Consider the following 26,760-nt stretch of genomic DNA (forward strand, 5'->3'; position numbering starts at 1 on the left):
TCTTCATAGATAGTATGTGGACAAGGAGGAATCGAAATGATCTTAGGAATACCTTGGTGGATCATAATGGTGATTGGATTAATTTTCTTTAGTGGATATATGGCCTTTCGAACCTCAATCGCAGAGAGAAGACTAGAGCTGCAATTTATTGAAAGAGAAGGAAGAGTGTATATCAAACGGATGGAAGAAGAAAAGACGAGACGTGAAGAGCAAAGAGAAAGAATTCCAAACTAAAAAGGCTATCCTAGGGACAGCCTTTTTCTTGTCATTGATTAACCTTGTGCTTCTTCTTCTTGGGCAGGTTCTTCTTTAAACATATCTTTGTATTCGTCTATTTTAATGTCTACTTCAGCTTCTTCGATTAAACTGTTGATTTTTTCTTGAAGTTTAGTTGCATCCACTTGTTGTGCAACAAGTTCACGACGAAGTTCATCTTTTACTTCTTCAAACTCGCCAACTTCTTCCTCTGTATCACGAATATCATTTACTTTAATAATATGATATCCATATTGTGTTTGAACTGGGTCACTGATTTCTCCAACTTTCATGCTATATGCAGCATCTTCAAATTCAGGAACCATATCTCCAGTAGAGAAATATCCTAAGTTACCACCGTCTTGAGCAGTGCCATCTGTTGAATATTCTTTAGCTAATTCAGCAAAATCTCCACCGTCATCAAGCTTTTGTTTTACTTCCTTGGCTGTTTCTTCATCTGCTACTAAAATATGCTGTGCATCAATTTCTTTTAAGCTACGATCGTATTTTTCCTGTAATTCTTCATCTGTAATTTCAATACCCTCTGCAGCTGCTTGCTCCTGCAACAATGAAATATAGATAATATTACGGAAGTTTTCTTCACCGCCGAATTGTTGCTGTATTAGCATATCATATTGATCACCGTACATATCTTTCATATATTGTACTTCATTATCCACATCTTCTTCTGATACTTCATAGTTGTCTTCCAAAACCTTCACTGTAACTAGTTCTTCTAGTACAGCTTCACCATTACGGGATTTCAATTCTTCATAGAATTCTTCCTTTGTAATATCTCCTGCTGCGGTTTCTGCTACAACCTCTGAATCTGCCCCATCTGAGTTGCAAGCAGTTAATGTAAGTACACTAGCAGATAGAGCCAGTGCGATCGCTACTTTTTTCATATAAACACTCCTCATTTATATCTAACTTACTCTTATTTTCGTCAATGATAAATATACCATACTTCAATAGCAAAAAAATAGTTCAAACATAAATTAACTAGAAAATAACTAAATTATGCCACAAATATTAAGATATGTAATACAGCAATGAGTTATGGCGCTTCCAGACCAATCAAAAAGAGGCTGGACATGTTGTTTATCAATTAAGTTGTCCAGCCTCTTCATTTAATTTTAATAAAATATCGAACCCATCCTTATCTTTTTGGATAAAGGATTGCTTTGGAGCTCGAAGAATATGATTAATATACCAAAAGTCAATAAACGTAATTCCAATATGAAGACTTGTGAATAATAGAATATAGACATAGAAGTCAGCAAATAGGAAGCTTGCTGCAAGTCCAGGAATCGTAATAAAGATGGTTGGTGCACATGCTGTTAATAAAGATACTTTTTTTGTGACGTGAGATTTTGTATAATAGGTGAAAACAGGAAACCATTTATAAGTACGTTTAATAACAATTAGTGCACTCTTATTCATTATTTTTAGTGAGATAATATGCATGAATGAGTGCATCGCTGGTAATAAGATTACAGCAATCAATAGCGGAATAATTCCATACTCGTTCACTTCAATGGAATTATGTACAATGGAATAAGGGACATATAGTATAATGAATGCTAAAACACCTATTAAAGTAGAAATAAGGTATAAGCGATGTAGTCCGATTTCTTTCTTGATGTTATATGATTTCCAGCAATTCATGATGTTCCCTCCTGCTTAGCAGATGATTCTTATTAATTCTTTGAGAATCATAGTATGTTTTAGGAGAAAAATCAATAGTTTTTTTGTTAATTTTTATCATAATTTTTAAGGATTGAATATGAGAGGGTTTTTAGACTAACTGGATAATAAGCACGGTGAATACCAAGTTTAAATTTTAAAGAGAAAAAGAATGAAGCAATACGGTTATAGGGGGTATTTTCTGTTGGGGGAAATGGAGAATTCTGATACATGCACTTTTCATATTCAATTACTTTCAAATACTGTTGACATGGAACAATATCCATTTATCAAGCTAATTATAGAGAATGATATATCCAAGGAAGAATACAAGTCTTTGCTAAATATGCTCCAATACTTAAATGATAAATATGACGCCCAGAAAGAGGAGGGGCTGATTGACTTTACATCCCTATTAATCCATTTCGCGGGAATGTTAAATGAAAAGCTAGATCCAAACGATACGATTCAAGCATTAAAAAAAGAAGGTTATTATCCTTCTTTAATGAACGAATTTATCGATATTTTATATCGTTATGAAGCAAGAAGGAGACGTAGATAATAAAAGATTCTGTTAGGCAGAAATGCCGACTGGGGGAGTCGGCTTTTTTGAGTTATTTCTGCCGCTTAAATCCCTATGAACTATACATAGAGATGATTTCCTTCATCCCATATTTTTATATCGATTTTCTAACTCTTGATGAAAGTCAATCATAGATTCCAATTGACTGGTAAACTTTCCAAAATCATCTGCTTCTATAGCGGTCTTGTTTTCCTCTATGCTCTCCTTCATATGTTCTAATGCTTCCTTTTGCTGAATGATTTGGTCTGCCCGTTTTTTGAAATAGAAATTCATAAAGGATTTCAACAACTGTGAATTTGCTTCATAAAGATCCTTACGCACTCCTTTTCTCCATACTCTTGTAACGAGATTAAGATCTAGGAGACTCCGAATATTCGTACTCATAGCTGTTTTGCTTTTTCCCATCGCGATACCCATTTCATCCAGAGTAAGCGCTTTATCCGACAAGAACAGATAAGTGTAAAGTCTTGCCTCTAATGGGGTTAGTCCAAACATTTCAATTGTCTTTGAAAATTGAATCATTATTTGTTGTGTGTGTTCGACTTCCTTCATTTTAAACCAATCCCCTCTATACCTTAATAAGATACAACAAATCAATTAATAATTAAAATAGCAAGTTGTACTGGATATGGGAGGATCTGGGAGGAATTAAAAGGATTCCGGATGTATATTACGTACAGAATAAACTGTACGTAAAAAACAAACGAAATTTACGGGATTTGATGTTTGAAAAATAACTTGATTAAGGGTTATAGTATAAAGGTGGTTTGCATGACATAAGCCATAAGTCTTAAGTAGAAGGGTGAGGTGAAACTTTTGCCAATCATTGAAGTGAAAGATTTAACGAAAGTATTTGGAAAGAATAAAAAGCAGGCTTTAAACCTTTTAAATGAAGGAAAGTCTAAAGAAGAAATCCTGAAGGAAACAGGGAGTACGGTAGGTGTCAACCGTGCATCATTCTCTGTAGAAGAAGGTGAAGTCTTCGTTATTATGGGGTTGTCCGGTAGTGGGAAATCTACATTAATACGGTTAATTAATAGATTAATAGAACCAACATCGGGTAGTATTCTTATCGATGGGCAAGATTTATCAAAAATGGATAAGAATAGCCTTCGTGAGGTAAGAAGAAAAAAATTAAGTATGGTGTTCCAGCAATTCGCATTGTTTCCACACCGAACAATATTAGAAAATGCTGCATTTGGTTTAGAGATACAAAAAGTATCTAAGGAAGAAAGAGAGAAGAAGGCGAAGGAAGCACTGGAGTTGGTAGGATTAGGTGGATACCTCCATCAAAAGCCTAGTCAACTATCAGGTGGGATGCAGCAACGTGTAGGTTTAGCACGAGCTCTAGCGAATGATCCGAAAGTTCTTTTAATGGATGAAGCATTCTCCGCGTTAGACCCGTTAATTCGTAAAGAAATGCAGGACGAGCTGCTTGATTTACAATCCTCTATGCAGAAAACCATCCTATTTATTACTCATGATCTAGATGAAGCGTTACGTTTAGGTGATCGGATCGCTCTGATGAAAGACGGTTCTATTGTTCAAATAGGTACGCCGGAAGAGATTCTGATGAATCCAGCAAATGATTATGTAGAACGGTTTGTAGAAGATGTTGATCGATCTAAAGTATTAACTGCCAGTCATATTATGAAACGACCAGAAACGATTAATATTGATAAGCATGGTCCAAGAGTTGCTTTAGAACGTATGGGTGAAGAAGGAATCTCAAGTATTTTAGTGATAGATAGTAAACGCAATCTAAAAGGATATGTTACGGCTGAAGATGCATTAGAAGCTCGTAAAAACAATGTGAAAGACATTCACGCGATTCTTCAAACGGACATTCCAAAAGTAGATATAGATACCGCCTTACATGATATCTTTTCCATTATTTATGATTCAAAAGTTCCAGTAGCAGTCGTAGAAGAAGGTAAATTAAAGGGAATTATCATTCGTGGTTCTGTGATTGCAGCTCTAGCTGGAGAGGGTGAGGTGAATATGGAAAATGCTTAATACAATTCTAGACTTTGCACCTAAGATACCGTTAGCTGAATGGGTAGACTGGCTAACAGGAGTAATTACCGATGGATTTGCCTTTCTATTTGACCCCATAAAAGAGCACTTTGGAAACTTTATGGAGTTCTTTGCAGAAGATGTTCTAATGGCAATTCCACCTGTTATTTTTATCCTTGCTATTGCATTAATTGCATTCTTTGTAACAGGTAAGAAATTCGGGTTAGCGGCATTCTCCATTGTTGGTCTGTGGCTTGTCTATAACCAAGGGCATTGGGAGAACTTAATGAACACTGTTACTCTTGTATTGCTTGCTAGTTTAATTTCAATTATCATCGGGGTTCCAATCGGAATCTTAATGTCGAAAAGCAAAACGGCAAATGCCATTATTACTCCAATCCTTGATTTCATGCAAACCATGCCAGCGTTTGTTTACTTAATACCTGCCGTAGCATTCTTTGGAATCGGTATGGTACCTGGTGTATTTGCATCTGTTATTTTTGCAACACCACCAACTGTTCGTTTTACGAACTTAGGTATTAGACAGGTATCGAAGGATTTAGTGGAAGCATCAGATGCTTTCGGTACAACAGGCTCCCAGAAGCTATTTAAGGTAGAATTACCAATGGCAAAATCAACGATTATGGCAGGAATTAACCAAACTGTAATGCTTGCGTTATCCATGGTTGTTATTGCATCAATGATCGGAGCGAAGGGTCTTGGACGTGAGGTTCTATCATCCTTGCAACGTGCCGATGCTGGTACTGGTTTTGTTGCTGGTATCGCCATTGTTATATTAGCTATTATTATTGACCGAATTACACAAAATTTAAATCGTGACAAAGACTAAAGCTGGTATCTTTTCATTAGAAAAGTTTCCATATAGAAAAATATAGAAAGAAGAAGGGGAGAGTTAAATATGTCATTTAATTGGAAACGTCTTGGCTTAGCTGCCGGACTATCGTTATCATTAGTTGCTGCAGGTTGTGGTGCAGCGGAAGAAGAAGGAACAGAATCTGCAGGATCAGGAGATACAGCTGTAGATGGACAGGAACTTAATCTATCTTATGTGGAGTGGGATACAGAAATTGCATCTACCCATGTGGTTGGAAAAGTATTAGAAGACTTAGGATATGATGTAGAGCTAACTCCACTTGACAATGCAGTTATGTGGGAAGCTGTAGCATCAGGTGAAGCAGATGCAATGGTCGCTGCTTGGTTACCTGGAACTCATGGAGCTCAATTTGAACAGTATGGTGACCAAATGGAAGACCTTGGTCCAAACTTAGAAGGTGCTGCTATTGGCCTTGTTGTTCCTAGTTATATGGATGTAAACTCAATTGCTGATTTAACAGACGAAGCAGATATGACGATTACTGGTATCGAACCAGGTGCGGGTGTTGTTGCAGCTTCAGAGCAAGCACTAGAAGATTATGACAACCTGGAAGGCTGGGAAGTAGAAACCTCTTCAAGTGGTGCAATGGCAACTGCTTTAGGTCAAGCGTATGAAAATGAAGAAGAAATTGTCGTAACAGGATGGTCTCCACACTGGAAATTCGGTAAATATGACCTTAAATATTTAGAAGACCCTGAAGGAACATTTGGGGAAGCAGAAACAATCAATACAATGGTACGTGAAGGATTAGAAGAAGATGCACCAGAAGCATATCAAGTTCTTGATAACTTCTATTGGGACACAGCTGATATGGAAGAAGTAATGTTGGCTATTCAAGAAGGTACGGATCCTGAAGAAGCAGCAGCGCAGTGGGTTGAGGATAACCAAGATACTGTTGCTGAGTGGACAGAAGGAATTGAATAAGGTTTGGTTTAGGAAGGCTACTCTTTGGGGTAGTCTTTTTTTTGCGGATCTTGGGAGGGGAGGTAGGGACTGGAGAAATAGTGCGAGCAATGAAGAATCAGCACTAAAGTAGTGAAATTGAAGTGAAAAAGTGGGGAAATGAGTGAGATAGGAAGGAATCAACGTGAGTGGTCTATCAGGATTGGTTCAACTTTTTCTGGTTTGGAGTAAGTTTTAATAGTTTTGGAGTGACTTTTGTTTGGCTTGGGTCAAGTGTTGATAGTCTTGGGGTAACTTTTGTTTGATTTGGATTAAGTTTTGATAAACTTGGGGCGAGATAAGTTATAATGGAGCGACTTTTTGACTTCTTTGTGAGATTTAGTAGAACGGAGTAATTAGTTGACTGTAGCAATTATCTTGGTAAACCATTATGAGGAGGAAAAATAGATGTAAGCTTGGTGGATACATGTAGTAAACAAAAAACCCTCTCATTTAATGAGAAGGTTATTTGTTCGATTTTACTTTTTCTTCTAAATCTCTTAAGCTGCTTTCAATTTGCTCTAGATAGTTGTGAATACTTTCTTGATGTGGTTCAACTGTTGCTTTCCATTCTTCTACGGATTTTTTAATATCCTCGGTTAAATCTTTGATTAAAACAGCACTTTCTTTGGAAGTTTCCGTAATTTGTCTTTTAAGGCGTAAGCCATCTTCTTTAAGATTATAAAACAAGTCCTTAAGTTCTAGACTTTGATCTTTCACACGACTACGGACATCACGACCAGATGAAGGTGTAGTTAACAAAGTAATGGCTGTACTTACGGAAGCCCCGACTACGAGCCCGAGTGCTAATGATTTTGCTCTTGACATAGAAACACACGCCCCTTTCTTTCATTTATGTGATGTACAAACCTTCACATAATGAAGTTCCACTTTATTATAACATTTCCTCTCTTTACCTGCTATTAAACACTACAAGTGAAAATTTTTAAAAAAACCCTCTGACATCGGGTGCCAGAGGGTGGTTATTATTTATTATAATGCAGTTGCTAAATTGGAACGCTTCATAATTGCTTGAACGATTGGATAAACCACTACCATAATCACAGTGTTTATAGCTGCAGCAGGTACTACTGCTGTTAATATTAAAGCAATAAAGCCACCTTCAGGTAAACCTGCAATCATAGATACGATACCTATAAATACGGAACCACTAATTACTGTACCAATAAACGTTAAGATAGGTGCAGTGATTGCTGTGTTTATTCTATCCTTTATTAATAAGAATAGGGCTAAGACAATAAATGCTGCTATTGGTTTATCAATAACATTTGCAATTTGTCCACCAGCTGCTGTTGTAGTTAAAGCAGCAACGATTCCTGAAGTTAAGGATAGTAATAATACATATTTAGCTTTAGGGAATAAAAAGATTCCTAGAAACATCATTGATAATAACAAGTCTGGTTTTACACCCATTATAGATAAACCAGGGATGGCGGCGTGTAGAACCGTACCAATACCAACTAGTAATGCCAACATAATTAATACACGTATTTTCATTTTCTAAATCTCTCCTCTGCTCTTCTCTTCTAATCTTTTTTCCCAACTGTACACTGTTGTCAGTTGCGGAATATACAAATAATTATAACAGAGGAATAGGTAAATAGAAAGTACTAATTATTAAGAGTAGCTTCAGAAATTTATTCTCACTATGCAATAAAAATAAAGTATAAAATAAACAATACACACAGGATATACATAATAGGATGTATTTCTTTATAACGCTTTTGTGCTAGTAGCACTAAAGGGTAAAGGATAAATCCAAAAGCAAGCCCCATTGCCACACTGGAAGTTAGTGGCATCATAATTATGGTCAAAAATGCTGGAATGACAATTTCGATTTTGCTCCAGTCGATATTTCGAATATCCATCGACATTAATGCCCCAACAATAATTAATGCGGGAGCAGTGACCTCTGTAGTGATTACCGCCAGAATAGGGTAGAAGAACAGTGCTATTGCAAAGCAGAGTGCAATGATAATCGATGTAAATCCAGTTTTCCCGCCAACTGCAATACCTGAGGAGGATTCAACACTTGTTGCAGGTGTAGACGTTCCAAGTACCGCTCCTATTGCCCCAGCTGAAGAGTCCGCTAGCAATGCTCGTCCTATTTTCGGAATCTCATTGTTTTTCATAATTCCAGCTTGACTAGTTAGTGCAATTAACGCACCAGCTGTATCAAAAAAGGCAACGAATAAAAAGGTGAAAATAACTGCTAACACATCCGGTGTAAAAATTGCATCCAAATTCATAAATACAACACCAAAGGTGGGTTCAAGACTTGGAATGGTACCAATAATCGAAGAGGGAATTTTAATTAAGCCAACAAGCATACCGATAATCGTTGTAATCGCCATTCCATAAAAAATTGCTCCATTTACACCACGAACGAGTATAATAATGGTAATAATAAAACCAAAGATAGCTAATCCTGTACCAGGAGATGTTAGGTCACCAATGGAAACAAAAGTATCTGGGTTGGCAACAATAATTCCGGCATTTTTAAAACCGATAAATGCAATGAAAAAACCAATCCCAGCAGCAATCGCATGTTTTATATCCTTGGGAATCGCGTTAATGATCTTTTCCCTTATTTTCATTAAGCTTAAAATCATAAAAATAATTCCCGCAATAAAAACGCCAGTCAAAGCTACTTGCCATTCAATCCCCATTCCGATCACAACGGAAAAAGTAAAGAATGAATTTAGTCCCATACTAGGTGCAATAGCGATTGGGTAGTTCGCAAGTAAACCAATAAGTAATGTACCAATGATTGCGGTAAGAGCGGTTGCGGTGAATACAGCCCCTCGATCCATTCCCGCTTGACTTAGAATAAGCGGGTTTACGATTAAAATATACGAAACGGAAAGAAAGGTTGTTAGACCTGCAAATATTTCCTGCTTATATGATGTATTTCTTTCGGTAAATCCAAAAAAGTTTTTCATAATGTGTAGTATCTCCTAATTGCTACTTTTGTATATAAAAAAACTTTGGCTTCTTTCCAGCATGCCAAAGTAACATTCAAAGGTATAGAAATAAAACACATTCCATCCCTTGTAGACAAGCTATTTAAGGTAGCTGGTAGAAACGTCCAAGCCATATTCCTGGACTTATACAAGATGTAGCTATTTGTTTTTAGACAATAGAAAGATTTTAACAAGTCGAGGGGGAGGCGTCAAGGTGGAGGGGGATTAAGAGATGTTTTTTTCCTACAAGATCTTCTGGATGGTTTATGCTTTTATTTAATCTATAGATAATTGTCGAGATAAAGGAGATTTTGCAGTTGTTTTGAGGTGAAAGAAGAATGCCAATTAGCATTTTAAGATTATTATGCATAGAACCCTTATAATCTACTTTTAAGAGTTCTATGTGAATATTGAAAGCATAGCCATATATTTAAACTCTTATTAAGAGGTAAAGATTACATAAAGAATCCCAGGGGAAACAATTCTTAGGAGAATTGTAATTATAAAAATAATATACATAAGTAAGCTAATTTTACTTAGAGTAGTTAATTACTTGCAATAATTGGAACGAAAATCTCCTTCCTTTTAATTCATTATTTTTAAAATAGAATCAATTCTATTCAAGTCGTTGGGAAGTATAATAACAAATTCAAATTCACCTAATCTTCTATATTAATCATTTTAGACACTTCTAGAAATAATTAAAAATTCCTGTTCTCTGTGTCCAATTAATAGATTATATGAACTTCGCCTCATGAGATGGTGCTGTATTAATAAATATCTCTCTTCTTTCCTTTCAAAGTTAACACTTGAATTATCATATTGATTTTTTCCATTTATCTTCTATTATGTTCTTGAACTTTTCAAATAATAAGTTATCTATCAATATGAAAAAAATTTATACAAAACATTTAAACTATCCAAAACCATGCCGATATTAATTATGAAGCAAGACACAAGGATGTGACTTGCTAAAAATAAACAACATGGAGGTAGATTGATCATGATTATCAATCACAATATTTCTGCTCTTAACGCACACCGCCAATTAGGAGCAAACCAAGGTGCAACACAAAATTCATTGGAGAAACTTTCTTCAGGTCTTCGTATCAACAAAGCTGGAGATGACGCAGCAGGTTTAGCTATCTCTGAAAAAATGCGTGGACAGATTCGTGGATTAGAAATGGCTGAAAAGAATGCTCAAGACGGTATTTCTTTAATTCAAACAGCTGAAGGTGCATTAAATGAGACTCATGCAATTTTACAACGTATGCGTGAATTAGCTGTACAAAGTTCTAACGATACGAATACTAAATCTGACCGCGCAGAGCTACAAAAAGAAGTGGATCAATTAGCACAAGCACTAACTGATATCTCTGATGACACAGAGTTTAATACTCAAAAGCTATTAGATGGTACATTTAGCGGTACATTCCAAGTTGGTGCAAATGAAGGACAAAATATTAAGATTGAAATTGGTGACATGGATGCTACTAAATTAGGTGTTGTTGGCTATACTGGTGCGGAACAAGCACTTACTGGTATTACTGGGGTTAGTGTAACTAACAATACAACTAAGGATATCGACATTTCATATACTGCTTTAGATACAGTTTCAGGTGAAGCAATACTTGAAACAACTGCAGAATTAAATGACGCTGGAGATACAATCACAATCACTCTAGCACAACAAGCTGATGGTACTTCGACGGCAACAACTGATGACGTTGTTGCAGCTTTGGAAAAGTTAGGTGAAATCAACGTAGTTAAAGCCGATGATTATAGTGATACTGCATTATCTGCTGTTGGAACTGGTGTTACTGCTAGTGCTGTTGACCCAGCTAATCCGAATACAGCAAAAGGAATTAATATTTCATCTCAAACTTCAGCTGATGTAGCAATTACAAAGATTCAATCAGCAATTGATACAGTTTCTGCTGAACGTTCTAAACTTGGTGCAGTTCAAAACCGTTTAGATCACACAATTAACAACTTAGGAACTTCTGCAGAAAATATTACTGCTGCAGAATCACGTATCCGTGATGTTGATATGGCTAAAGAAATGATGGAATTCACTAAGAATAACATCCTTTCACAAGCGGCACAATCTATGTTAGCTCAAGCAAACCAACAACCACAAGGTGTATTACAATTACTTCAATAATAGCAATTGAAGATGAGGACTCTAGCATTGCTAGAGTCCTTTTTCAATTCAAGAGAGTTATTCTATATTTATATATGGGGTTTAACTTCCAGATGAATGTTTACATTAAATTTTCTAAATGGTTGTAAGGAAAAAATATACAGCATGATCATGATTCACAATATCACCGCATTAAAAGCACAATGATAACTCTCTGTCAATTCATCAAAGATACAACAATCTTTGAGAAGTTATCCTATGGTTTACGCATTAATAATTCTGGAGACGAAGCAGCAGGTCTAGCTATCCCTGAAAAAATGCACGGTAAAATAAGAGGTCTAGAACAAGCTTCTAGAAATATCCAAGAAGGATTTTCCTTAATCCAAACTCGGAAGGCGGATTAAATGAGGTTAACTTAATTTTGCAAAGAGGCAGGGAATTAAGTGTACAAGCTAGCAACAATTACATTAACAGAAAAAGATCGAAAAATATCGCAAGAAGAAGTTGCTCAATTGAAAGAAGAATTTAATTGTATTTCAGTGAAACTGAATTTAATACGATAAAATTATTAAATCGTAATAGCTCTTCTATTCTTAGAAGAAATACAAAAGTTTAAAGATGCACTGCCAGGAATGCTGCAAAATGCAGAAAAAAAGATTGAACAAGAATTTAGTTTAACTGGGGATGGGGCTAGCATCACCATAAGTTTTACTGAAGTTGATGGAAAGAGTGGTACATTAGCACAGGTTAGCTGATGGTGTGAAATCTTCCATAAATCAAGGTGTAAATATAGTAATGGAAATCGACATTGCTGATTTATAAAAATCTTTCGCTCCCAATGGAAATGACGATCCATTTAACTATTTTGATGCTACTATTGCGCATGAAATGGTACATGCTGTGTTTACTCGTACATTGAACATGGATCAAGGCGTAAACAATGAAGGGCTAACAGGCGACCGTGCTATACCCAAATGGTTCAATGAAGAATCAGCAGAATATTTAAGTGGTGGTGCAGACCGGGTCTGGGGGGGAATGAAAAACCTGATTTAATAAGAGGGTTGCAGTAGACAAATCGGATGCTGCAGACAAAATTGTTATGCCGTAGGAGATGGGCAAAGCGGGGCGGTCAAAGTATTAATTATGCCGCTGGTTATGCATCGGTGGAGTATCTTGATAGTAAGTTAGCGACTAAAGGTGGCTCTATTTCAGATATAAAGTTTTTTTGCTGACCTATCAATTACCGATGGTAATGGGAAAAGGACTGAAACTTTAGATGATACACTTTCTAAAACAACTTGGGGAAGTTTAAGTGGTTTTATTACTGACTTTAAGACTAATGGGAAGACCTTTGTTGAAGATGAATTAACTTCACCAACAGCTGCAACAGACCCAATGGTACACTGGGTTGACAATTTTACCGAAATAAATATGGATACACTTGCAGGTTCTATTAAGTTTTAAATTGGAGCAAATGGGGGACAATCTATAGAAGTAAACCTGAGGGGGGTTAGCACAGCTGCATTGGGCATTGAGAATGTTGACCTTGTAACAGATAACATTGAAGCAATTACCAAATTTGATAATGCTATCGAATCAGTTTCATCCTATCGTTCAAAATTAGGTGCTGTACAGAACATGCCATGAACGTAAGCCAGTTAAGTACAGAAAACCTATCTTCTGTAGAGTCACGTATACGTGACGTTGATATGGCAAAAGAAATGATTGAATTCACGAAGAATAATATCCTTACACAAGCCGCACAATCTATGTTAGCTCAATCCCAACAAATTCCTCAAGGAGTATTACAAATACTTCAGTAATTTGATGGGGGTTGTCTAATCTGGTTACCGGTTAGGTCATAACTGGGTGAATTGCTGGAACTTTCTAAATCGCTTTGTACCACAACGGAGCTGGAAACGGTAGATGTGAAGGATCGAAAACAAAACAATAATACAATAATACAATGGATAATAAGCAGCCAAGCTCCTATATTGAAAATCTGACGAAGGTTTGACTCATTGAGTATCTCAGATTTTGTAATAGCTTCTACTATTGTTTCCTCATTATTAATGGTAATATCAGTAATGTTACCTTGAGTTAACATAATAGTGCTTACTTTAATATAGTTTTCCATTTTACGACCTCCTATAATTTATTAAAATCACTTACTTTTTACGTTAAAGCAGTAATGCATTACATGTAATATGAATATTTATTTATATTTCTATCCCAAAATAAATAATTATAAAGTTATAATCTAAGAAATGTATTTATATTCATCATCAATTGAAATGCTTTTCATTTTTGTTGTATTTTGTAATTAGTATATTTCTGTGAGCATTACCTTATATTATTAATTGTATTTATGACAAAATAGGTAAAAAATTACTTACTGGCATACTTATACTTTAATGATTTACAAAAGGACTAGCACAAAAAACGCTCAATCCATAAAAGGACAAGCGTTTTCTTAAGAAATCATAACAAAATCTAAACCTCCGACTATCCAACCTTGAAAGAACCTATACTTTATCTACTCTTTAATAGCCCCACTAATCTCCCCAGCAATCCTACCCAAATCCTCCGAACTATACTCCTCACTATGCGTCACCCAATTAGGTGTATAACCATCACCCTCACCATAACGAGGAATCAAATGAATATGTAAGTGGAACACAGATTGCTCAGCTGCTGCTTCATTATTATTAATAAGGTTAAGACCTAAAGGATTATATGCTGCTTTAATCGCATTAGCAACCTTTGGTACACGTTCAAATAGTGCGCCAGCAACATCTGCAGGTGTTTCATAAATGTTTTTCGTATGTGTTTTTGGAACAATTAGTGTATGTCCTTTTGTTACTTGAGAAATATCCAGGAATGCATATACCTTCTCATCTTCATAAACCTTGGCGGATGGAAGTTCTCCATTTATAATTTTACAAAAGATACAATCTTCATGACTCATAAGTACTCCACTCCTTATATATTTTTAAAATTTAGTTTCCTTAAGTATGTCATAAATAAAAGACTTAGTCCAACATCTGGACTAAGCCTTGTGAATGAAGAAACGGGATGGTACCTCTAATGCGTGGGGACCCTGTAAAGCAGTTGCGTGAACTGTTTACTAAAACCTTTTTGTCAGCATCTCAGAGAGCCTGAGGTGCGTTCTGGCAAAAGGGTTTTGTTGTCATTAGAACGCCAACACTAACACCTCATTTGTGTGACTTTTATACACGAAATTCAGAGTAGTTTATCGTTCACTAACACCTCATTTGTGTTTTAATGTTAAACACAAAAGCTAAATTAGTAACTCGATCACCAACACCTCATTTGTGATACACACGATTTAAGTGCTTGCTGCATCCCGTTTCTTCAATACTATCTTGTGCGATATCTTTATAACTATACATGAAAAATAAAAAAATCTTGTCGAAAAGTCATTTGCGGTTTGCTTTGGAAAAGATAGGTGGAAATGATAAAATGGAGAGAAGTAAAGAGGAGGAAGAATTAGTGGAATCATTGTTACGGATAGAGAACCTTTACGGAGGTTATACCCATAAAGATGTGTTACACGGAATTTCTTTTGAAATACAGCCGAAAGAAATTGTTGGTTTGATTGGCCTTAATGGTGCTGGTAAAAGTACAACCATTAAGCATATTATCGGTTTGATGCAGGCGAGAAAAGGGACGATTTCGATAAATGGAAAAACATTTAAGGACAATCCAACTTCCTACCGTAATCAAATCGCCTACATTCCAGAAATGCCGATATTATATGATGAATTAACCCTACAGGAGCATTTGAAATTAACGGCGATGGCATATGGCATTTCAGAGGAAGAATTTGAAAAACGGCTCCCGCCATTGTTGAAGGAATTTCGCATGGAGAAGAAGTTAAAGTGGTTTCCAGTCCATTTCTCTAAGGGAATGAGACAAAAGGTAATGATTATGTGTGCCTTTCTTATAGAACCACCCTTATATATTGTGGACGAGCCTTTTGTTGGGCTTGATCCATTAGGAATTCAGTCTTATCTGCGTTTAATGGAAGAAATGAAGAATAATGGGTCGGGAATCTTAATGTCCACTCATATTTTAGCTACGGCAGAACGTTACTGTGACCGTTTTATTATTCTGCATGATGGAACAATTCGGGCGATGGGGACATTAGAAGAATTACGGGCAAGCTTTGATATGCCGATGGCGACGCTGGATGATTTGTATGTACAATTAACAAAGGAAGATAGCCATGTTTGATTCCAATTCACTTTATAAACAGCGATTGTCCTCGCATATGAAGGAAATAGGAAGATATATGCGTTATATCCTCAATGGACATACAGCCATTGCCATGCTTTTTCTGATTTCTGCCTTAGCTTATTATTACCAGGGCTGGGTGACACAGCTTCCAGATAATTTTCCAACATCGTTAATTATAGGAGTGGTGTTTGGAATATTAGTTACATATAGCCCAGTAAGAACGTTATTAAAAGAGCCGGACGTCGTCTTTATTATTACAGCCGAGGACAAGATGACCGCTTATTTTCGAAATGCAATCATATATAGCTTTTTCATACAGCTTTACGTCATTCTTTTAATAGTTGCTGCGTTTGGACCTTTGTATTTTGCTGCATATCCAGAACGAACAGGACGAATTTATCTCTACACTCTAATAGTGATTTTAATTTTTAAAATAGGAAATTTACTTGCGAACTGGTGGATGTTAAAGGTTCGCGATCAGAATGTAAGAAGGATCGATGTTGCTGTTCGATTATTGCTAAATATAGCGATTTTCTACTTTTTAGTTAACGGAGATATGCTCTTCGCAGCAATTACGACTGTTATTTTTGGACTGGTCTTCTTATATGATTATACGGTCTCCAAGAAACAAATTTGCTTAAATTGGGGCCATCTAATTGAAAAAGACCAGCAGCGCATGCAGGCTTTTTATCGATTAGCCAGTATGTTTGCAGAGGTTCCGCACCTTCGTGTTAAGGTAAGGAAGAGACAATGGTTAGTATCTCTAATAACAGACCGTGTACCGTTAGAGAAAAAACAGACGTATGATTATTTATATCGAATCACGTTTGTTCGCAGCGGTGATTATATCGGGATGTATGTCAGATTAATCATCATTGGAGGTCTGTTTATCGTCTTTATTCCAAACCTCTGGATGAAGCTGCTTTTCGGAATCCTGTTTCTCTATTTAAGCATCTTTCAAATGATGGCTTTGTATAAGCATCACCGGACGATTATGTGGCTTGATATATACCCTGTGGAAGCAAAAGAGAAGAAGCGAGCACTTGTTACTATTCTATATCAGTTAGGTTTGGTTCAAACGGTTATCTTCTCAGTTCTATTCCTTTTTTCACAGGAATACCTTGGGTTTATCCTGGCTTTAGGTAGTGGTATATTATTTACTTTCCTTTTCATAAATGGATATGTAAAAGGAAAATTAAGCAAATAAAAAGGATGGTTCGGTACCATCCTTTTTTATGATAATCTAGGGTCTTCCAATAGCCGTTCGATTTCTTCTTTATGGTGTGTTTCATCGGAAATTAAATCTTCCAGTTTAACAACAAGCTCTGTAAGTCCTAGTTTTTCTGCTTGCTCTTTTCTTTCTTCATAACGCTTAATCGTTGCTGTTTCCGCTTCTAGTGTTGCATTTAGTATATCTTTTACATCTGTAGGCTGAGGTACTTCTGCAGGCGTTGTAGTTGGTGTACCACCTAATGATTTAATTTTTTCTGATAGATAGAGGGCGTGCCCAAGTTCATCGGTAATTTCTTCTTCAAAGAATGGCTTTAAAGCAGAACGGTATAAACCCGAAACAACCGACGCACTATAGGTGTATTGAATTGCTGCACCATATTCATTCGCTAAATCAACATTTAACCCATCGATTAATTCTTGTAAATCTTTATCCATCCTAATCCCTGCCTTTATTTTTTGTTATACTACTCTTATACCACGATGAATATATTTCAAACATTTGAAGGAGTACTTTATGTTTAGTGAGAGAAAAGGAATTCTTTTAGTCTTATTGATGATCCTAGTCGCTATGACATGCATTTGGATGATACAGATTGTGAATGGTTCTGTCCCTTTATTAGACCAATGGACTCGTGAACTAGCCAGTCAGGCAGGTGGGACTTTTGTTTATAATATTTTTCTTACGATTACTCACTTAGGTTCTCGAGGTTTTCTTATACCCTTTGTAATCTCTATGTCTATTGTGCTGTGGGTGCTTTTAAAAAATATGAAGGCACCAATCATTTTTGCTTTTGGAACATTGCTTACTTATTATCTTAATAGTTGGATCAAACAATGGATTGAACGCGAAAGACCTTCTATATTAGAAGAAGCGCGTGGAGTGGGGTATAGTTTCCCGTCAGGACATGCGATGATTTCTATCGTTTGTTATGGTTTGCTTGCTTATTTTATAACGAGAAAATTGAAGTCTAAACATGCTATTATTTGTACGCAGGTAGGTTTTTCACTTGTTATTTTGTTAATTGGGATTAGCAGATATTTTATAAACGTTCATTATTTAACGGATATCATTGCTGGGTTTAATATTGGTTATTTATGTTTAATCGCGCTCACTTATCTTTACGAGAGGCTTCAAAGAGAGAGGTATCGATCTCGTGACTGAATGAAAGACATGTTGTAAAGTTTGCGGATTCTGTCAAATTTCTATTACTTATTATTAGTAATTATCTTGTACATTGTAATTAAAGTTTGTATACTTTAAGAGAAGGATGAAGAAGGGGAAATGGCGATGGTGAAAATAACGAAGAAAGCAGAAAATCTACTTATTCTAGCGTGGACTCAAGCCTTTATTGCGATGGCTGGCAGCTTGTTTTACTCTGAAGTAATGGGGTATGTTCCTTGTGAACTCTGCTGGTATCAGCGTATTCTCATGTATCCATTGGTTGTCATTTATGGGGTCGCAGCTATTAAAAAAGAAATAAGTGTCGCATTACCTGGACTCATTTTGAGTGGAATCGGGATACTTCTATCCATGTATCACTATCTCCTGCAAAATGTCCCTGCCTTCCAGGAGTTAGGGGGATCGTGTGAAGGAGTTTCTTGTAACCTAAAATACATAGATTATTTTGGTTTTATTACTATACCGTTTTTAGCTTTCATAGCTTTTAGTGTAATTTTTATTTCACATCTATTACTATTAAGAGAGTTAAAAAACAAAAAGGAGAGTAAATAAATGGGGAAAAAAATGATTGCAATAATAGGAGTTATCGTTGTCCTTCTTATCGCATTATTCTTTGTAGTACAATATCAAAACAATCAAAAACTGGCTGGTGCTGATAATCCATATGGAACTACAGATCTGGATCAAGCAACCATCGATCAATTAGACAATCCAGACTATGGGAATCAGATTTTACCAGATGAGCTTGCTGGAAAAGTAGAGAGTGGCGAACCAGTTACTGTTTATTTCTATAGTCCAACTTGTGTATACTGTCAACAAACAACACCATATCTTGTTCCTTTAGCAGAGGACAATAATATAGATATGAAGAAATATAATCTTTTAGAATTTGGACAAGAAGCTGCACCTTACGCAATCCAATCTACTCCAACTCTTGTACATTTTGAGAATGGGGAAGAAGTTGCCCGCATTGTTGGTCAACGAACGGAAGAAGAATTTCAGGCGTTTTTTGATCAATATGTATTAAACTAACGAAACAGCTAACTAGGAAATCCTAGTTAGCTGTTTTCTTCTTCTACATACATTTGATAACTTGTAGTAAACGGACGATCTGCATAATAAGCCGGTTTTTTGACTTCTTGGTTTTGATGTGCCTTTTGGAATGTCTCTGAGTTCTTCCAGTTGTCAAAATCTGAAGCCGAATTCCATTGAGTCAGTACCACGTAATGATTTCCTTTCAGTGGACGCAGGAATCGAAATGCTTGAAAGCCTGGCATCGAATCCACATCACTGCGTCTAGCCTTAAATCTGTCCTCAAACACCGCACGTGCATCATCTGTGACAGGAATGTTGTTCATGACAACAAACCCTTCTGCTTGCATTTCTCCATTTTGTGTAATGATTTCATAGTCTTTACCGGTAGTGAAAATACTCTTCTTCGCATCCTCATAATAAGCTAATCCGCCTTCATTGTTGTTCATGATGTAAATATCTAGTGCATGCTTTTTAGAAAGTTTAACGAGAAAATCCACGGTTCCTTTAGTCATATAAGCTTTCATTGAACAACCATCCTTTCCTTATCCTTTGCTTAGAGTATACGACATTATATACTCAACATCTAATAATCTGCAAAGTTTAAAAATGTAATTATTATTAAATAAGATAAAGTATATATTGCTTTCTACATGTTAGAAAATGTCGTATAATGGATTTAATCTGTGTAGAGGTGAACAAATGCAGGATAATGAAAAACGTTATAAGAAATTTCGCCTCCCTCTTCCTAAGAATAAAAAACTTAGATATACGATGATTATTTGTGTATCTGTTCTTTTTCTTGGTTTAATAGGATATGGCGGAGTTTTAGTTGGTGGAAGTATAGTAGTTAAGGAAGAAGATCTAATATTAAATACGACTACAACGATTGAAACCACAGATGGTGAAGTTATAGAAACCTTGTATCACGAGAACCGGGATTATTTTTCAATTGAAAAAATCCCGCAGCACGTTCAAGATGCTTTTATCGCCATAGAAGATAGACGATTTTATGACCATGCTGGTATAGATATGAAATCTATTACACGTGCAGTAATAAAAGATATTATGGCCATGAGCAAGGTAGAAGGTGGCAGCACCATAACACAGCAATTAGCAAAGAACTTATTTCTATATAATGATAAAACATGGTCCAGAAAAATAAAAGAAGTGATGGCAGCTATTTATTTAGAGAAGAAACTAACCAAGGATGAGATATTAGAGCTCTATCTTAATGAAATTTATTTTGGTCATGGTGTGTATGGAGTAGAAACAGCATCTCAATTCTTCTTCTCTAAGCCGGTTGCAGATTTATCTGTCGCAGAAGGAGCTTTACTGGCTGGGCTAGCAAAGGCCCCTAATGGATATTCACCTATTAATCATCCTGAGAAAGCTTTGGACCGAAGAAATACAGTGCTTTATGCAATGGATGAAGCTGAGAAAATTTCTACGGAGGCAAGATTAAGTGAGCAGGGGAAAACATTAGGGTTAAATGTTCAAGAAAAAGAGGAAATGCCATGGTTGGCAAGCTATGTAGATTTAGCTACGAAAGAAGCTGCTGATAAATATCAGCTCTCCATTGATGAACTCAGGCGTGGAGGTTACAGAATTGTAGTGAGCGTGGATCTTGAGGTGCAGCAGGCTGCATATGAACAGTTTCAAAATGATGAGTACTTCCCTGGCAATACAGAGGATGTTGAGGGCGCTTTTGTTATGATGAATCAACAAACAGGAGAGATTGTTGCTGCTCTTGGTGGAAGAGACTTTATGTTTGGCGATTTAAATCGAGTTACAGTAACCCGCCAGCCTGGTTCTACTTTTAAACCAATTGCTGTTTACGGGCCAGCTATGATGCATGAAGATGGGTACACACCATATACGATTATCCCTGATCAGCCGATGGAAGAATATATGGTTTCCAATGTGGATGACGTCTACCAAGATTACGTAAGTATTTACGATGCGATTGTAAACTCTAAGAATACCTCTGCTGTTTGGCTGCTTGATCAAATAGGTGTGAAGTATGCAAAGCAATACCTTGAAAAAATGGGGATACACATTGAAGATAATGACTTAGCAATCGCTCTTGGAGGGTTAAAGTATGGTGTTTCTCCACTTCAAATGATGGAAGGTTTTCGTTCTTTTGCTAGTGGTGGAAAGGTAATGGATTCTTATAGTATTAATACAATTTATGATAATGAAAATAACGTCATTTATCAGGCAAATCAAGAGGAAACGGGGGTCTTCGATTCTCAGGTTGCTTGGAATATGACGGAAATGCTGACTACAGCTGTTGAGGAAGGGACGGCTCAAGCTGGGGATTATGATAAAGCTTTAGCAGGTAAAACGGGTTCCACACAGCATCCTCATGTAGATGGGGGAGTTAAGGATGCATGGTTTGTTGGATATACACCAGAATATGTGACAGCGTTATGGATGGGGTATGATCATTCAGATATGGAACATTATTTGACAGACGGAAGTGCCTATCCAACAGCGCTAACCAAGGCAATATTATCAGAAGTGGATAATATCCATCCTCTATCAGAAGAATTTCTAAAACCAGAGAATGTAGAATCTCTCCCAGAACCTATTGAATTGCCTGAGATTAACAATCTCCATGCACAATATGAGTTTGGTGGATTATCTATGTTGAGAGGAAAGTTAGTCTGGGATGGTTCCAGCGATGATCGGGTCGTATATCGAGTTTACCGGGAGCAGGATGGAATAGATAAGCGTGTTGCTGAAGTGCAGGGAGAGACAGAATACGTTATAAGCAATGTACTTTTCCAAGAAAACAGTTACTATGTAGTACCTTATAATCCATTAACCAAATTAGAAGGCAAGCGGTCAGAAACGGTTAAATTTTCTTGGTAATAGATTGTCAAAGTTTGCGAATATCGTACAAATTCATGACAATATATATAATATGCTACACTTTTATGACATTAGTTATTATAGTAGAAATGTGGCAGAATTGACAAAGGGTGAAATTAGATGTCTAGACAAATTAATGAGACAATTGTTAAAGCATATAATGGGGAAGAAACGGATTATGTTCCTGGTTGGTTTATGCGTCAGGCGGGTCGTTCACAACCTGAATATCGTGCTTTAAAAGAAAAATATTCTTTATTCGAAATCACGCATCAACCAGAACTTTGTGCATATGTAACCAGGCTTCCAGTTGAGAATTACGGCGTAGATGCAGCAATACTTTACAAAGATATTATGAGTCCATTGCCGGCAATTGGAGTGGATGTGGAAATTAAATCTGGTATCGGCCCGGTGATTCACAATCCAATTAGAAACTTCCAAGATGTTGAGAAACTGGGAACGATTAATCCAAAAGCGGATGTTCCGTATGTTTTAGACACGATTCGATTATTAACAGAAGAGCAATTGAATGTACCTTTAATAGGATTCAGTGGTGCCCCATTCACCTTAGCAAGCTATATGATTGAGGGGGGCCCATCGAAAAACTACAGTAAAACAAAAGCATTAATGTACAGCGAGCCTGAAACATGGTTTACGCTAATGGACAAGCTATCCGATATGGTCATCACCTATGTAGAAGCTCAAATTGAAGCAGGAGCAAAGGCCATTCAAATCTTTGATTCATGGGTGGGTTCATTAAATGCAGCAGATTATCGTCTGTTTATTAAACCTGTAATGACGGAGATTTTCTCGGAATTAAGAAAGCATGGAGTACCATTAATACTCTTCGGTGTGGGAGCAAGACATCTATTGCTGGAATGGAATGACCTGCCTGTAGATGTTATCGGGTTAGACTGGCGCACTTCCATTTCGGAAGCTCGAAAGCTGGGAGTGACAAAAGTATTACAGGGTAACCTTGACCCGACAATCCTATTAACAAATTGGGAAACAATTGAGAAACGAACAAAGGCAATTTTAGATGAAGGCATGGCAGACGGCAGATATGTCTTTAATTTAGGTCATGGGGTGACCCCAGATATTAAACCAGAGACCTTAAAAAGGTTAACGAACCTTATCCATGACTATTCTCAGAAATAAGGGACAATTTAATCTATCAGGAGAGGTGCATCAACATGGAAAAGAAGAAACTAGGGTTATTAGTAATGGCTTACGGAACGCCATATAAAGAGGAAGATATCGAACCGTATTATACACATATACGTCACGGCAGAAAACCTGAACCAGAAGCTTTGCAGGATTTAAAAGATCGTTACAAAGCAATAGGCGGTATTTCTCCACTTGCCAAAATCACAGAAGAACAAACAAAGGCATTAGAAGAAGCAGTAAATAATAGTCAAGATGAGTACGAATTTAAAGCTTATATTGGATTGAAGCATATTACACCATTTATTGAAGATGCAGTTGCAGAAATGGCGAAGGATGGAATAAAGGAAGCTGTATCCATCGTCTTAGCGCCACATTATTCTACATTCAGTATCAAGTCTTATAATGATCGTGCTCAGACAGAGGCTGAGAAATACGGAATGACGATTAAATCTGTAGAGAGCTGGTACAAAGAACCTGGGTTTATTAAATACTGGGCAGATGGGATTCGTGAAATATTTACAAATATGAATGATGAAGAAAGAAAAAATGCAGTTCTCATCGTATCTGCACACAGCTTACCTGAGAAAATCCTAAAGAATGGTGATCCATATTCAGATCAATTACATGAAACAGCTAAGTTAGTTGCAGAAGCTGCTGGGGTGGAAAACTATGAAGTAGGCTGGCAAAGTGAAGGAAATACACCAGATCCATGGCTAGGACCAGATGTACAGGATTTAACTCGTGATTTATATGAGCAAAAAGGGTATCGCTCCTTTGTATACGCACCTGTTGGCTTTGTTGCCAATCACCTGGAGGTTCTTTATGACAATGACTATGAATGTAAAGTTGTGTGTGATGAAGTAGGTGCAAACTATTATCGTCCAGAAATGCCGAATGCAAATCCGGAATTTATTCAAATGTTAGCCCATGTAGTACTAAACGCAACAAAGAGTGAAGCGTAATGAATCGAAAAAATATTGTTGTAGTAGGTGGCGGAATGAGTGGTTTATCCGCTGCCTATTATTTACAAAAAAAGATAAATAAACAGGGGCTTCCATATAAGGTTACTTTAATAGAAGCAGGGGAAAAGCTCGGTGGACGGATAAAAACCTTAAAAAAAGATGGATACACAATTGAGCTGGGACCTGATTCACTTCTTTCAAGAAAGCCTTCGATTGTAGAGCTGGTAGATGAGCTTGGATTAAACGATGAGATCATTCGTAATAAGACAGGCCAATCCTATATCTTACAGAATAACAAATTGCATCCGATGCCAAAAGGAACGTTTATGGGCGTGCCAAAAGAAGTAGGGCCCTTATTAACTTCCAAGCTTGTCAGTGTGAAAGGCAGGATAAGGGCATTGTGTGATTACATTCTTCCGAAGGCTAAGCCAAAAGAAGATGTTTCTATCGGAGAATTTATGCGGCGCAGGTTTGGTAATGAAGTAGTCGATAGTCAAATTTCACCTATGCTATCAGGCATTCATTCTGGTGACATTGATGAAATGAGTCTTATGGCGACTTATCCTAATTTCTATCATTTGGAGCAAAAGTATGGCAGTGTAATGAAAGGGCTACAGAAAACAATGCCAGCTACTCAAGGAAAGAAGAAGAAACAGAGCATGTTTTTCACTTTCCAAGAGGGACTTGAAACCCTTGTTCTTCGGTTGACAGTAGCACTGGAAGAAGATACGGTCACATTGAACTGTAAAGTCGACCATATTGAAAAAAAGGAAAAAGGTTATCACTTGTTATTAAGTAATGGAAGCGTATTAAAAGCAGAAGCAGTTGTGATGGCTACCGAACATCGTGCAATTCCAAAGGTATTTAGTCAATTTGATTTCTTCAAGAAGCTTTATGATATACCGACAACTTCTACGGTTAATGTTGTTTTGGCTTTTGATGCTAAAGAAGTAAAGAATAATATGGACGGGACTGGTTTTCAAGTCTCCCGAAAGACCAATGAGTACAGAATAACCGCTTGTACATGGGCGAACAAAAAATGGCCAACAACCACGCCAGAAGGAAAAGTGTTATTGCGATGCTTCGCAGGGAAACCGAGTGATCAGGAGATAGTGGACTTATCAGATAATGAGATTATTGATATTGTATTAAATGATTTACGTAAAGTAATGAAAATAAAAGGAAAACCAGACTTTACGATTGTTACTCGGTTCAGGAATGCTAGGCCACAGTATACGGTTGGACACCAGCAGAGAGTGAGAGAAATCCGTGAATCTGTTTCATCACAATTGCCCGGTGTATATCTCATAGGAAGTTCCTATGATGGAGCAGGTATTCCTGACTGTGTTCGAAACGCGGAAAAAGCAGCAAACGATGTTTTGGATTTTCTAACGAGGTAAATATCAATTAAAAGGGGCAGCTTTTGCTGTTCCTTTTTATTTTAGACAAAAAAAATACAGCTATGGTTGGCTGTAATGGGGATGTTTCTCCATTTAGCTGTTATAATAACGATGTGATATCCAAGGTGATTATCTAGCAGGATGATCGCATTCGTCACAGATATTGCCGTAACAATCTGCTTTTTCGTGGATGTCATTCCCGCATTGCTGGCATTTCTTTTTCGGTAGATTTTTGAAAAATTCAATTACACTCATCATGATTAACTCCTCCTTCGTTTGATTATTTATATTGTATTACTACAGAAGGTGTTTTGTCAATACTGTTTTATAACAAAATTTTAAATAGGAGAGGATAAAATGAAGGTAACAGTTGTTGGATATTGGGGAGGCTATCCCACTAAAGATGGGGCAACATCAGCTTATTTACTGGAACATGATAATTTTACATTGCTGATTGATGCTGGCAGTGGTTCTTTATCAAAGCTGCAGAAGTATAAGGCTGTATCAGATTTGGATGCCGTTATTCTATCGCATTATCATCATGATCACACAGCGGATATTGGTGTCCTGCAGTACGCTCGTTTAATTCACTATTATGTAACAGAGAGTGATACAGTTTTGCCAATATACGGTCATACGGAGGATAAAGAAGGTTTCGGCTCTCTGACACATAACTTTACAAAAGGAATCGCATATCAGCCGGGGGAAGCTTTAAAAGTTGGTCCATTTACAATTACGTTTATGAAAACGAAACACCCTGTTCCGTGCTATGGCATGAGAATTTCTGACGGGAAAGGTGTCTTGGTGTATACGGCAGATTCCAGTTATACAGAAGATTGGATTGACTTTGCAAAAGATAGTGGTTTACTTATCGCGGATTGCAATTACTATGCTGGACAAGATGGTTCAAAAGCGGGCCATATGAATAGTCAGGAAGTTGGTCAAATTGCTGAGAGGGCGAAGGTAGAATCACTTATATTAAGTCATTTACCTCAATTTGGGGACAGAAGTCAGCTTTTAAAAGAAGCAGGCGAAAGTTATAAAGGAAAGCTGATGCTTGCTGAAGAAGGGCTAACCTGGGAAGGCTAAAAGAAACGTATTCGTTGATTCCTTTAAATTTATGCATTAAACTAATTTGTAGAACTAAT

Annotated in this window: 31 protein-coding genes and 1 riboswitch; of the genes, 20 read left to right on the forward strand and 11 right to left on the reverse strand. The window is 36.8% G+C overall.

Annotated features, from left to right (window positions below):
• Positions 1-36: 36 nt before the first annotated feature.
• A complete protein-coding gene (locus D8M04_RS09010) occupies positions 37-234 on the forward strand; it encodes a sporulation YhaL family protein (RefSeq protein ID WP_121522594.1) in 198 nt (65 codons plus the stop codon).
• Between the two features lie 38 nt (positions 235-272).
• Here the strand turns inward: D8M04_RS09010 and D8M04_RS09015 are convergent, their stop codons facing one another.
• Together D8M04_RS09015 and D8M04_RS09020 are read right to left on the reverse strand one after the other, a co-directional pair.
• A complete protein-coding gene (locus tag D8M04_RS09015) occupies positions 273-1,160 on the reverse strand; it encodes a peptidylprolyl isomerase (RefSeq protein ID WP_121522595.1) in 888 nt (295 codons plus the stop codon).
• Between the two features lie 199 nt (positions 1,161-1,359).
• Positions 1,360-1,923 (reverse strand): DUF3267 domain-containing protein, encoded by a 564-nt coding sequence (locus tag D8M04_RS09020; RefSeq protein ID WP_121522596.1) that lies wholly within the window; start codon positions 1,921-1,923, stop codon positions 1,360-1,362.
• Between the two features lie 232 nt (positions 1,924-2,155).
• On the opposite strand from D8M04_RS09020, the gene D8M04_RS09025 reads away from it, so the two are divergent.
• On the forward strand, positions 2,156-2,503 hold the full coding sequence (locus D8M04_RS09025; protein ID WP_121523110.1) for a DUF1878 family protein: 348 nt from the start codon (positions 2,156-2,158) through the stop codon (positions 2,501-2,503).
• Between the two features lie 102 nt (positions 2,504-2,605).
• On the opposite strand, the gene D8M04_RS09030 is transcribed toward D8M04_RS09025, so the two are convergent.
• Positions 2,606-3,076, reverse strand: coding sequence for a GbsR/MarR family transcriptional regulator (locus D8M04_RS09030; protein WP_121522597.1), 471 nt, complete (start codon positions 3,074-3,076; stop codon positions 2,606-2,608).
• Between the two features lie 264 nt (positions 3,077-3,340).
• Between D8M04_RS09030 and D8M04_RS09035 the strand changes: the two genes are divergently transcribed.
• The 3 genes from D8M04_RS09035 to D8M04_RS09045 all read left to right on the forward strand — a co-directional run bounded on the left by D8M04_RS09035 (position 3,341) and on the right by D8M04_RS09045 (position 6,359).
• A complete protein-coding gene (locus tag D8M04_RS09035; protein ID WP_121522598.1) occupies positions 3,341-4,540 on the forward strand; it encodes a quaternary amine ABC transporter ATP-binding protein in 1,200 nt (399 codons plus the stop codon).
• Positions 4,533-5,390 carry an ABC transporter permease gene (locus D8M04_RS09040; RefSeq protein ID WP_121522599.1) on the forward strand — a complete coding sequence of 286 codons (858 nt, stop codon included), beginning with the start codon at positions 4,533-4,535 and terminating at the stop codon, positions 5,388-5,390. Before D8M04_RS09035 ends, D8M04_RS09040 begins: the two co-directional genes overlap by 8 nt.
• Positions 5,391-5,459: 69 nt before the next feature.
• Complete coding sequence (locus D8M04_RS09045) at positions 5,460-6,359, forward strand: glycine betaine ABC transporter substrate-binding protein (RefSeq protein ID WP_121522600.1); 900 nt, start codon at positions 5,460-5,462, stop codon at positions 6,357-6,359.
• Positions 6,360-6,842: 483 nt separating this feature from the next.
• Here the strand turns inward: D8M04_RS09045 and D8M04_RS09050 are convergent, their stop codons facing one another.
• The 3 genes from D8M04_RS09050 to D8M04_RS09060 all read right to left on the reverse strand — a co-directional run bounded on the left by D8M04_RS09050 (position 6,843) and on the right by D8M04_RS09060 (position 9,340).
• On the reverse strand, positions 6,843-7,205 hold the full coding sequence (locus D8M04_RS09050) for a YtxH domain-containing protein (protein ID WP_121522601.1): 363 nt from the start codon (positions 7,203-7,205) through the stop codon (positions 6,843-6,845).
• Between the two features lie 165 nt (positions 7,206-7,370).
• Positions 7,371-7,895: a tryptophan transporter gene (locus tag D8M04_RS09055; protein ID WP_121522602.1), complete on the reverse strand. Its 525-nt coding sequence runs from the start codon at positions 7,893-7,895 to the stop codon at positions 7,371-7,373.
• Between the two features lie 149 nt (positions 7,896-8,044).
• The gene (locus tag D8M04_RS09060; protein ID WP_121522603.1) at positions 8,045-9,340 is read right to left on the reverse strand and encodes an NCS2 family permease; all 1,296 of its coding nucleotides are present in this window, start codon (positions 9,338-9,340) and stop codon (positions 8,045-8,047) included.
• Positions 9,341-9,432: 92 nt separating this feature from the next.
• Positions 9,433-9,533: riboswitch (purine riboswitch) on the reverse strand.
• 831 nt (positions 9,534-10,364) lie between these two features.
• On the opposite strand from D8M04_RS09060, the gene D8M04_RS09065 reads away from it, so the two are divergent.
• From D8M04_RS09065 to D8M04_RS20555, 5 genes are all read left to right on the forward strand, one after another.
• Positions 10,365-11,525: a flagellin N-terminal helical domain-containing protein gene (locus D8M04_RS09065; RefSeq protein ID WP_121522604.1), complete on the forward strand. Its 1,161-nt coding sequence runs from the start codon at positions 10,365-10,367 to the stop codon at positions 11,523-11,525.
• 182 nt (positions 11,526-11,707) lie between these two features.
• Positions 11,708-11,908, forward strand: coding sequence for a flagellin N-terminal helical domain-containing protein (locus D8M04_RS09070; RefSeq protein ID WP_281277120.1), 201 nt, complete (start codon positions 11,708-11,710; stop codon positions 11,906-11,908).
• A 496-nt stretch (positions 11,909-12,404) separates the two neighbouring features.
• Positions 12,405-12,557 carry a hypothetical protein gene (locus D8M04_RS19990; protein WP_158595103.1) on the forward strand — a complete coding sequence of 51 codons (153 nt, stop codon included), beginning with the start codon at positions 12,405-12,407 and terminating at the stop codon, positions 12,555-12,557.
• Positions 12,558-13,028: 471 nt separating this feature from the next.
• Positions 13,029-13,151: a hypothetical protein gene (locus tag D8M04_RS20550; RefSeq protein ID WP_281277121.1), complete on the forward strand. Its 123-nt coding sequence runs from the start codon at positions 13,029-13,031 to the stop codon at positions 13,149-13,151.
• On the forward strand, positions 13,148-13,327 hold the full coding sequence (locus tag D8M04_RS20555; RefSeq protein ID WP_121522605.1) for a flagellin: 180 nt from the start codon (positions 13,148-13,150) through the stop codon (positions 13,325-13,327). Before D8M04_RS20550 ends, D8M04_RS20555 begins: the two co-directional genes overlap by 4 nt.
• Here the strand turns inward: D8M04_RS20555 and D8M04_RS09080 are convergent.
• Both D8M04_RS09080 and D8M04_RS09085 read right to left on the reverse strand, forming a co-directional pair.
• Positions 13,321-13,641 (reverse strand): hypothetical protein, encoded by a 321-nt coding sequence (locus D8M04_RS09080; RefSeq protein WP_121522606.1) that lies wholly within the window; start codon positions 13,639-13,641, stop codon positions 13,321-13,323. The genes D8M04_RS20555 and D8M04_RS09080 overlap by 7 nt on opposite strands.
• A 399-nt stretch (positions 13,642-14,040) precedes the next feature.
• The gene (locus D8M04_RS09085) at positions 14,041-14,472 is read right to left on the reverse strand and encodes an HIT family protein (RefSeq protein WP_121522607.1); all 432 of its coding nucleotides are present in this window, start codon (positions 14,470-14,472) and stop codon (positions 14,041-14,043) included.
• Between the two features lie 545 nt (positions 14,473-15,017).
• On the opposite strand from D8M04_RS09085, the gene D8M04_RS09090 reads away from it, so the two are divergent.
• Both D8M04_RS09090 and D8M04_RS09095 read left to right on the forward strand, forming a co-directional pair.
• The gene (locus D8M04_RS09090; RefSeq protein ID WP_121523112.1) at positions 15,018-15,761 is read left to right on the forward strand and encodes an ABC transporter ATP-binding protein; all 744 of its coding nucleotides are present in this window, start codon (positions 15,018-15,020) and stop codon (positions 15,759-15,761) included.
• Complete coding sequence (locus tag D8M04_RS09095) at positions 15,754-16,971, forward strand: ABC transporter permease (RefSeq protein WP_121522608.1); 1,218 nt, start codon at positions 15,754-15,756, stop codon at positions 16,969-16,971. The genes D8M04_RS09090 and D8M04_RS09095 overlap by 8 nt, the downstream gene beginning before the upstream one ends.
• Before the next feature lie 26 nt (positions 16,972-16,997).
• On the opposite strand, the gene D8M04_RS09100 is transcribed toward D8M04_RS09095, so the two are convergent.
• Positions 16,998-17,432: a ferritin-like domain-containing protein gene (locus tag D8M04_RS09100; RefSeq protein WP_121522609.1), complete on the reverse strand. Its 435-nt coding sequence runs from the start codon at positions 17,430-17,432 to the stop codon at positions 16,998-17,000.
• Between the two features lie 79 nt (positions 17,433-17,511).
• On the opposite strand from D8M04_RS09100, the gene D8M04_RS09105 reads away from it, so the two are divergent.
• The 3 genes from D8M04_RS09105 (at position 17,512) to D8M04_RS09115 (ending at position 19,209) form a co-directional block, all read left to right on the forward strand.
• A complete protein-coding gene (locus D8M04_RS09105; RefSeq protein WP_121522610.1) occupies positions 17,512-18,159 on the forward strand; it encodes a phosphatase PAP2 family protein in 648 nt (215 codons plus the stop codon).
• A gap of 126 nt (positions 18,160-18,285) precedes the next feature.
• Positions 18,286-18,729: a disulfide oxidoreductase gene (locus tag D8M04_RS09110; protein WP_121522611.1), complete on the forward strand. Its 444-nt coding sequence runs from the start codon at positions 18,286-18,288 to the stop codon at positions 18,727-18,729.
• Entirely contained in the window at positions 18,730-19,209 is a 480-nt protein-coding gene (locus D8M04_RS09115) for a thioredoxin family protein (RefSeq protein ID WP_121522612.1), read from the forward strand.
• 26 nt (positions 19,210-19,235) lie between these two features.
• Here the strand turns inward: D8M04_RS09115 and D8M04_RS09120 are convergent, their stop codons facing one another.
• A complete protein-coding gene (locus D8M04_RS09120) occupies positions 19,236-19,736 on the reverse strand; it encodes an antibiotic biosynthesis monooxygenase family protein (RefSeq protein ID WP_121522613.1) in 501 nt (166 codons plus the stop codon).
• A 175-nt stretch (positions 19,737-19,911) separates the two neighbouring features.
• Between D8M04_RS09120 and D8M04_RS09125 the strand changes: the two genes are divergently transcribed.
• The 4 genes from D8M04_RS09125 (at position 19,912) to hemY (ending at position 25,612) form a co-directional block, all read left to right on the forward strand.
• Positions 19,912-22,086 (forward strand): transglycosylase domain-containing protein, encoded by a 2,175-nt coding sequence (locus tag D8M04_RS09125; RefSeq protein WP_121522614.1) that lies wholly within the window; start codon positions 19,912-19,914, stop codon positions 22,084-22,086.
• A 120-nt stretch (positions 22,087-22,206) separates the two neighbouring features.
• Positions 22,207-23,241 (forward strand): uroporphyrinogen decarboxylase, encoded by a 1,035-nt coding sequence (hemE, locus tag D8M04_RS09130; RefSeq protein WP_121522615.1) that lies wholly within the window; start codon positions 22,207-22,209, stop codon positions 23,239-23,241.
• Between the two features lie 35 nt (positions 23,242-23,276).
• On the forward strand, positions 23,277-24,212 hold the full coding sequence (gene hemH / locus D8M04_RS09135) for a ferrochelatase (RefSeq protein WP_121522616.1): 936 nt from the start codon (positions 23,277-23,279) through the stop codon (positions 24,210-24,212).
• Entirely contained in the window at positions 24,212-25,612 is a 1,401-nt protein-coding gene (hemY, locus tag D8M04_RS09140; protein ID WP_121522617.1) for a protoporphyrinogen oxidase, read from the forward strand. Before hemH ends, hemY begins: the two co-directional genes overlap by 1 nt.
• Positions 25,613-25,741: 129 nt before the next feature.
• Here the strand turns inward: hemY and yhfH are convergent, their stop codons facing one another.
• Positions 25,742-25,870, reverse strand: coding sequence for a protein YhfH (gene yhfH, locus D8M04_RS09145; RefSeq protein ID WP_121522618.1), 129 nt, complete (start codon positions 25,868-25,870; stop codon positions 25,742-25,744).
• Between the two features lie 99 nt (positions 25,871-25,969).
• Between yhfH and D8M04_RS09150 the strand changes: the two genes are divergently transcribed.
• Positions 25,970-26,701 (forward strand): MBL fold metallo-hydrolase, encoded by a 732-nt coding sequence (locus tag D8M04_RS09150; protein ID WP_121522619.1) that lies wholly within the window; start codon positions 25,970-25,972, stop codon positions 26,699-26,701.
• The last annotated feature ends 59 nt before the right edge of the window (positions 26,702-26,760 follow it).

The organism is Oceanobacillus piezotolerans, assembly GCF_003665065.1.
GTDB classification, from domain to species: domain Bacteria; phylum Bacillota; class Bacilli; order Bacillales; family Amphibacillaceae; genus Oceanobacillus; species Oceanobacillus piezotolerans.

Excerpts from the sequence above, each read along its gene's own strand:
- D8M04_RS09010 (WP_121522594.1), top strand. The coding sequence starts at position 37 with ATGATCTTAGGAATACCTTGGTGGATCATAATGGTGATTGGATTAATT.
- D8M04_RS09015 (WP_121522595.1), bottom strand. The coding sequence starts at position 1,160 with ATGAAAAAAGTAGCGATCGCACTGGCTCTATCTGCTAGTGTACTTACA.
- D8M04_RS09020 (WP_121522596.1), bottom strand. The coding sequence starts at position 1,923 with ATGAATTGCTGGAAATCATATAACATCAAGAAAGAAATCGGACTACAT.
- D8M04_RS09025 (WP_121523110.1), top strand. The coding sequence starts at position 2,156 with ATGGAGAATTCTGATACATGCACTTTTCATATTCAATTACTTTCAAAT.
- D8M04_RS09030 (WP_121522597.1), bottom strand. The coding sequence starts at position 3,076 with ATGAAGGAAGTCGAACACACACAACAAATAATGATTCAATTTTCAAAG.
- D8M04_RS09040 (WP_121522599.1), top strand. The coding sequence starts at position 4,533 with ATGCTTAATACAATTCTAGACTTTGCACCTAAGATACCGTTAGCTGAA.
- D8M04_RS09045 (WP_121522600.1), top strand. The coding sequence starts at position 5,460 with ATGTCATTTAATTGGAAACGTCTTGGCTTAGCTGCCGGACTATCGTTA.
- D8M04_RS09050 (WP_121522601.1), bottom strand. The coding sequence starts at position 7,205 with ATGTCAAGAGCAAAATCATTAGCACTCGGGCTCGTAGTCGGGGCTTCC.
- D8M04_RS09055 (WP_121522602.1), bottom strand. The coding sequence starts at position 7,895 with ATGAAAATACGTGTATTAATTATGTTGGCATTACTAGTTGGTATTGGT.
- D8M04_RS09060 (WP_121522603.1), bottom strand. The coding sequence starts at position 9,340 with ATGAAAAACTTTTTTGGATTTACCGAAAGAAATACATCATATAAGCAG.
- D8M04_RS09065 (WP_121522604.1), top strand. The coding sequence starts at position 10,365 with ATGATTATCAATCACAATATTTCTGCTCTTAACGCACACCGCCAATTA.
- D8M04_RS09070 (WP_281277120.1), top strand. The coding sequence starts at position 11,708 with ATGATAACTCTCTGTCAATTCATCAAAGATACAACAATCTTTGAGAAG.
- D8M04_RS20555 (WP_121522605.1), top strand. The coding sequence starts at position 13,148 with ATGAACGTAAGCCAGTTAAGTACAGAAAACCTATCTTCTGTAGAGTCA.
- D8M04_RS09080 (WP_121522606.1), bottom strand. The coding sequence starts at position 13,641 with ATGGAAAACTATATTAAAGTAAGCACTATTATGTTAACTCAAGGTAAC.
- D8M04_RS09085 (WP_121522607.1), bottom strand. The coding sequence starts at position 14,472 with ATGAGTCATGAAGATTGTATCTTTTGTAAAATTATAAATGGAGAACTT.
- D8M04_RS09095 (WP_121522608.1), top strand. The coding sequence starts at position 15,754 with ATGTTTGATTCCAATTCACTTTATAAACAGCGATTGTCCTCGCATATG.
- D8M04_RS09100 (WP_121522609.1), bottom strand. The coding sequence starts at position 17,432 with ATGGATAAAGATTTACAAGAATTAATCGATGGGTTAAATGTTGATTTA.
- D8M04_RS09105 (WP_121522610.1), top strand. The coding sequence starts at position 17,512 with ATGTTTAGTGAGAGAAAAGGAATTCTTTTAGTCTTATTGATGATCCTA.
- D8M04_RS09110 (WP_121522611.1), top strand. The coding sequence starts at position 18,286 with ATGGTGAAAATAACGAAGAAAGCAGAAAATCTACTTATTCTAGCGTGG.
- D8M04_RS09115 (WP_121522612.1), top strand. The coding sequence starts at position 18,730 with ATGGGGAAAAAAATGATTGCAATAATAGGAGTTATCGTTGTCCTTCTT.
- D8M04_RS09120 (WP_121522613.1), bottom strand. The coding sequence starts at position 19,736 with ATGAAAGCTTATATGACTAAAGGAACCGTGGATTTTCTCGTTAAACTT.
- D8M04_RS09125 (WP_121522614.1), top strand. The coding sequence starts at position 19,912 with ATGCAGGATAATGAAAAACGTTATAAGAAATTTCGCCTCCCTCTTCCT.
- hemE (WP_121522615.1), top strand. The coding sequence starts at position 22,207 with ATGTCTAGACAAATTAATGAGACAATTGTTAAAGCATATAATGGGGAA.
- hemH (WP_121522616.1), top strand. The coding sequence starts at position 23,277 with ATGGAAAAGAAGAAACTAGGGTTATTAGTAATGGCTTACGGAACGCCA.
- hemY (WP_121522617.1), top strand. The coding sequence starts at position 24,212 with ATGAATCGAAAAAATATTGTTGTAGTAGGTGGCGGAATGAGTGGTTTA.
- yhfH (WP_121522618.1), bottom strand. The coding sequence starts at position 25,870 with ATGATGAGTGTAATTGAATTTTTCAAAAATCTACCGAAAAAGAAATGC.
- D8M04_RS09150 (WP_121522619.1), top strand. The coding sequence starts at position 25,970 with ATGAAGGTAACAGTTGTTGGATATTGGGGAGGCTATCCCACTAAAGAT.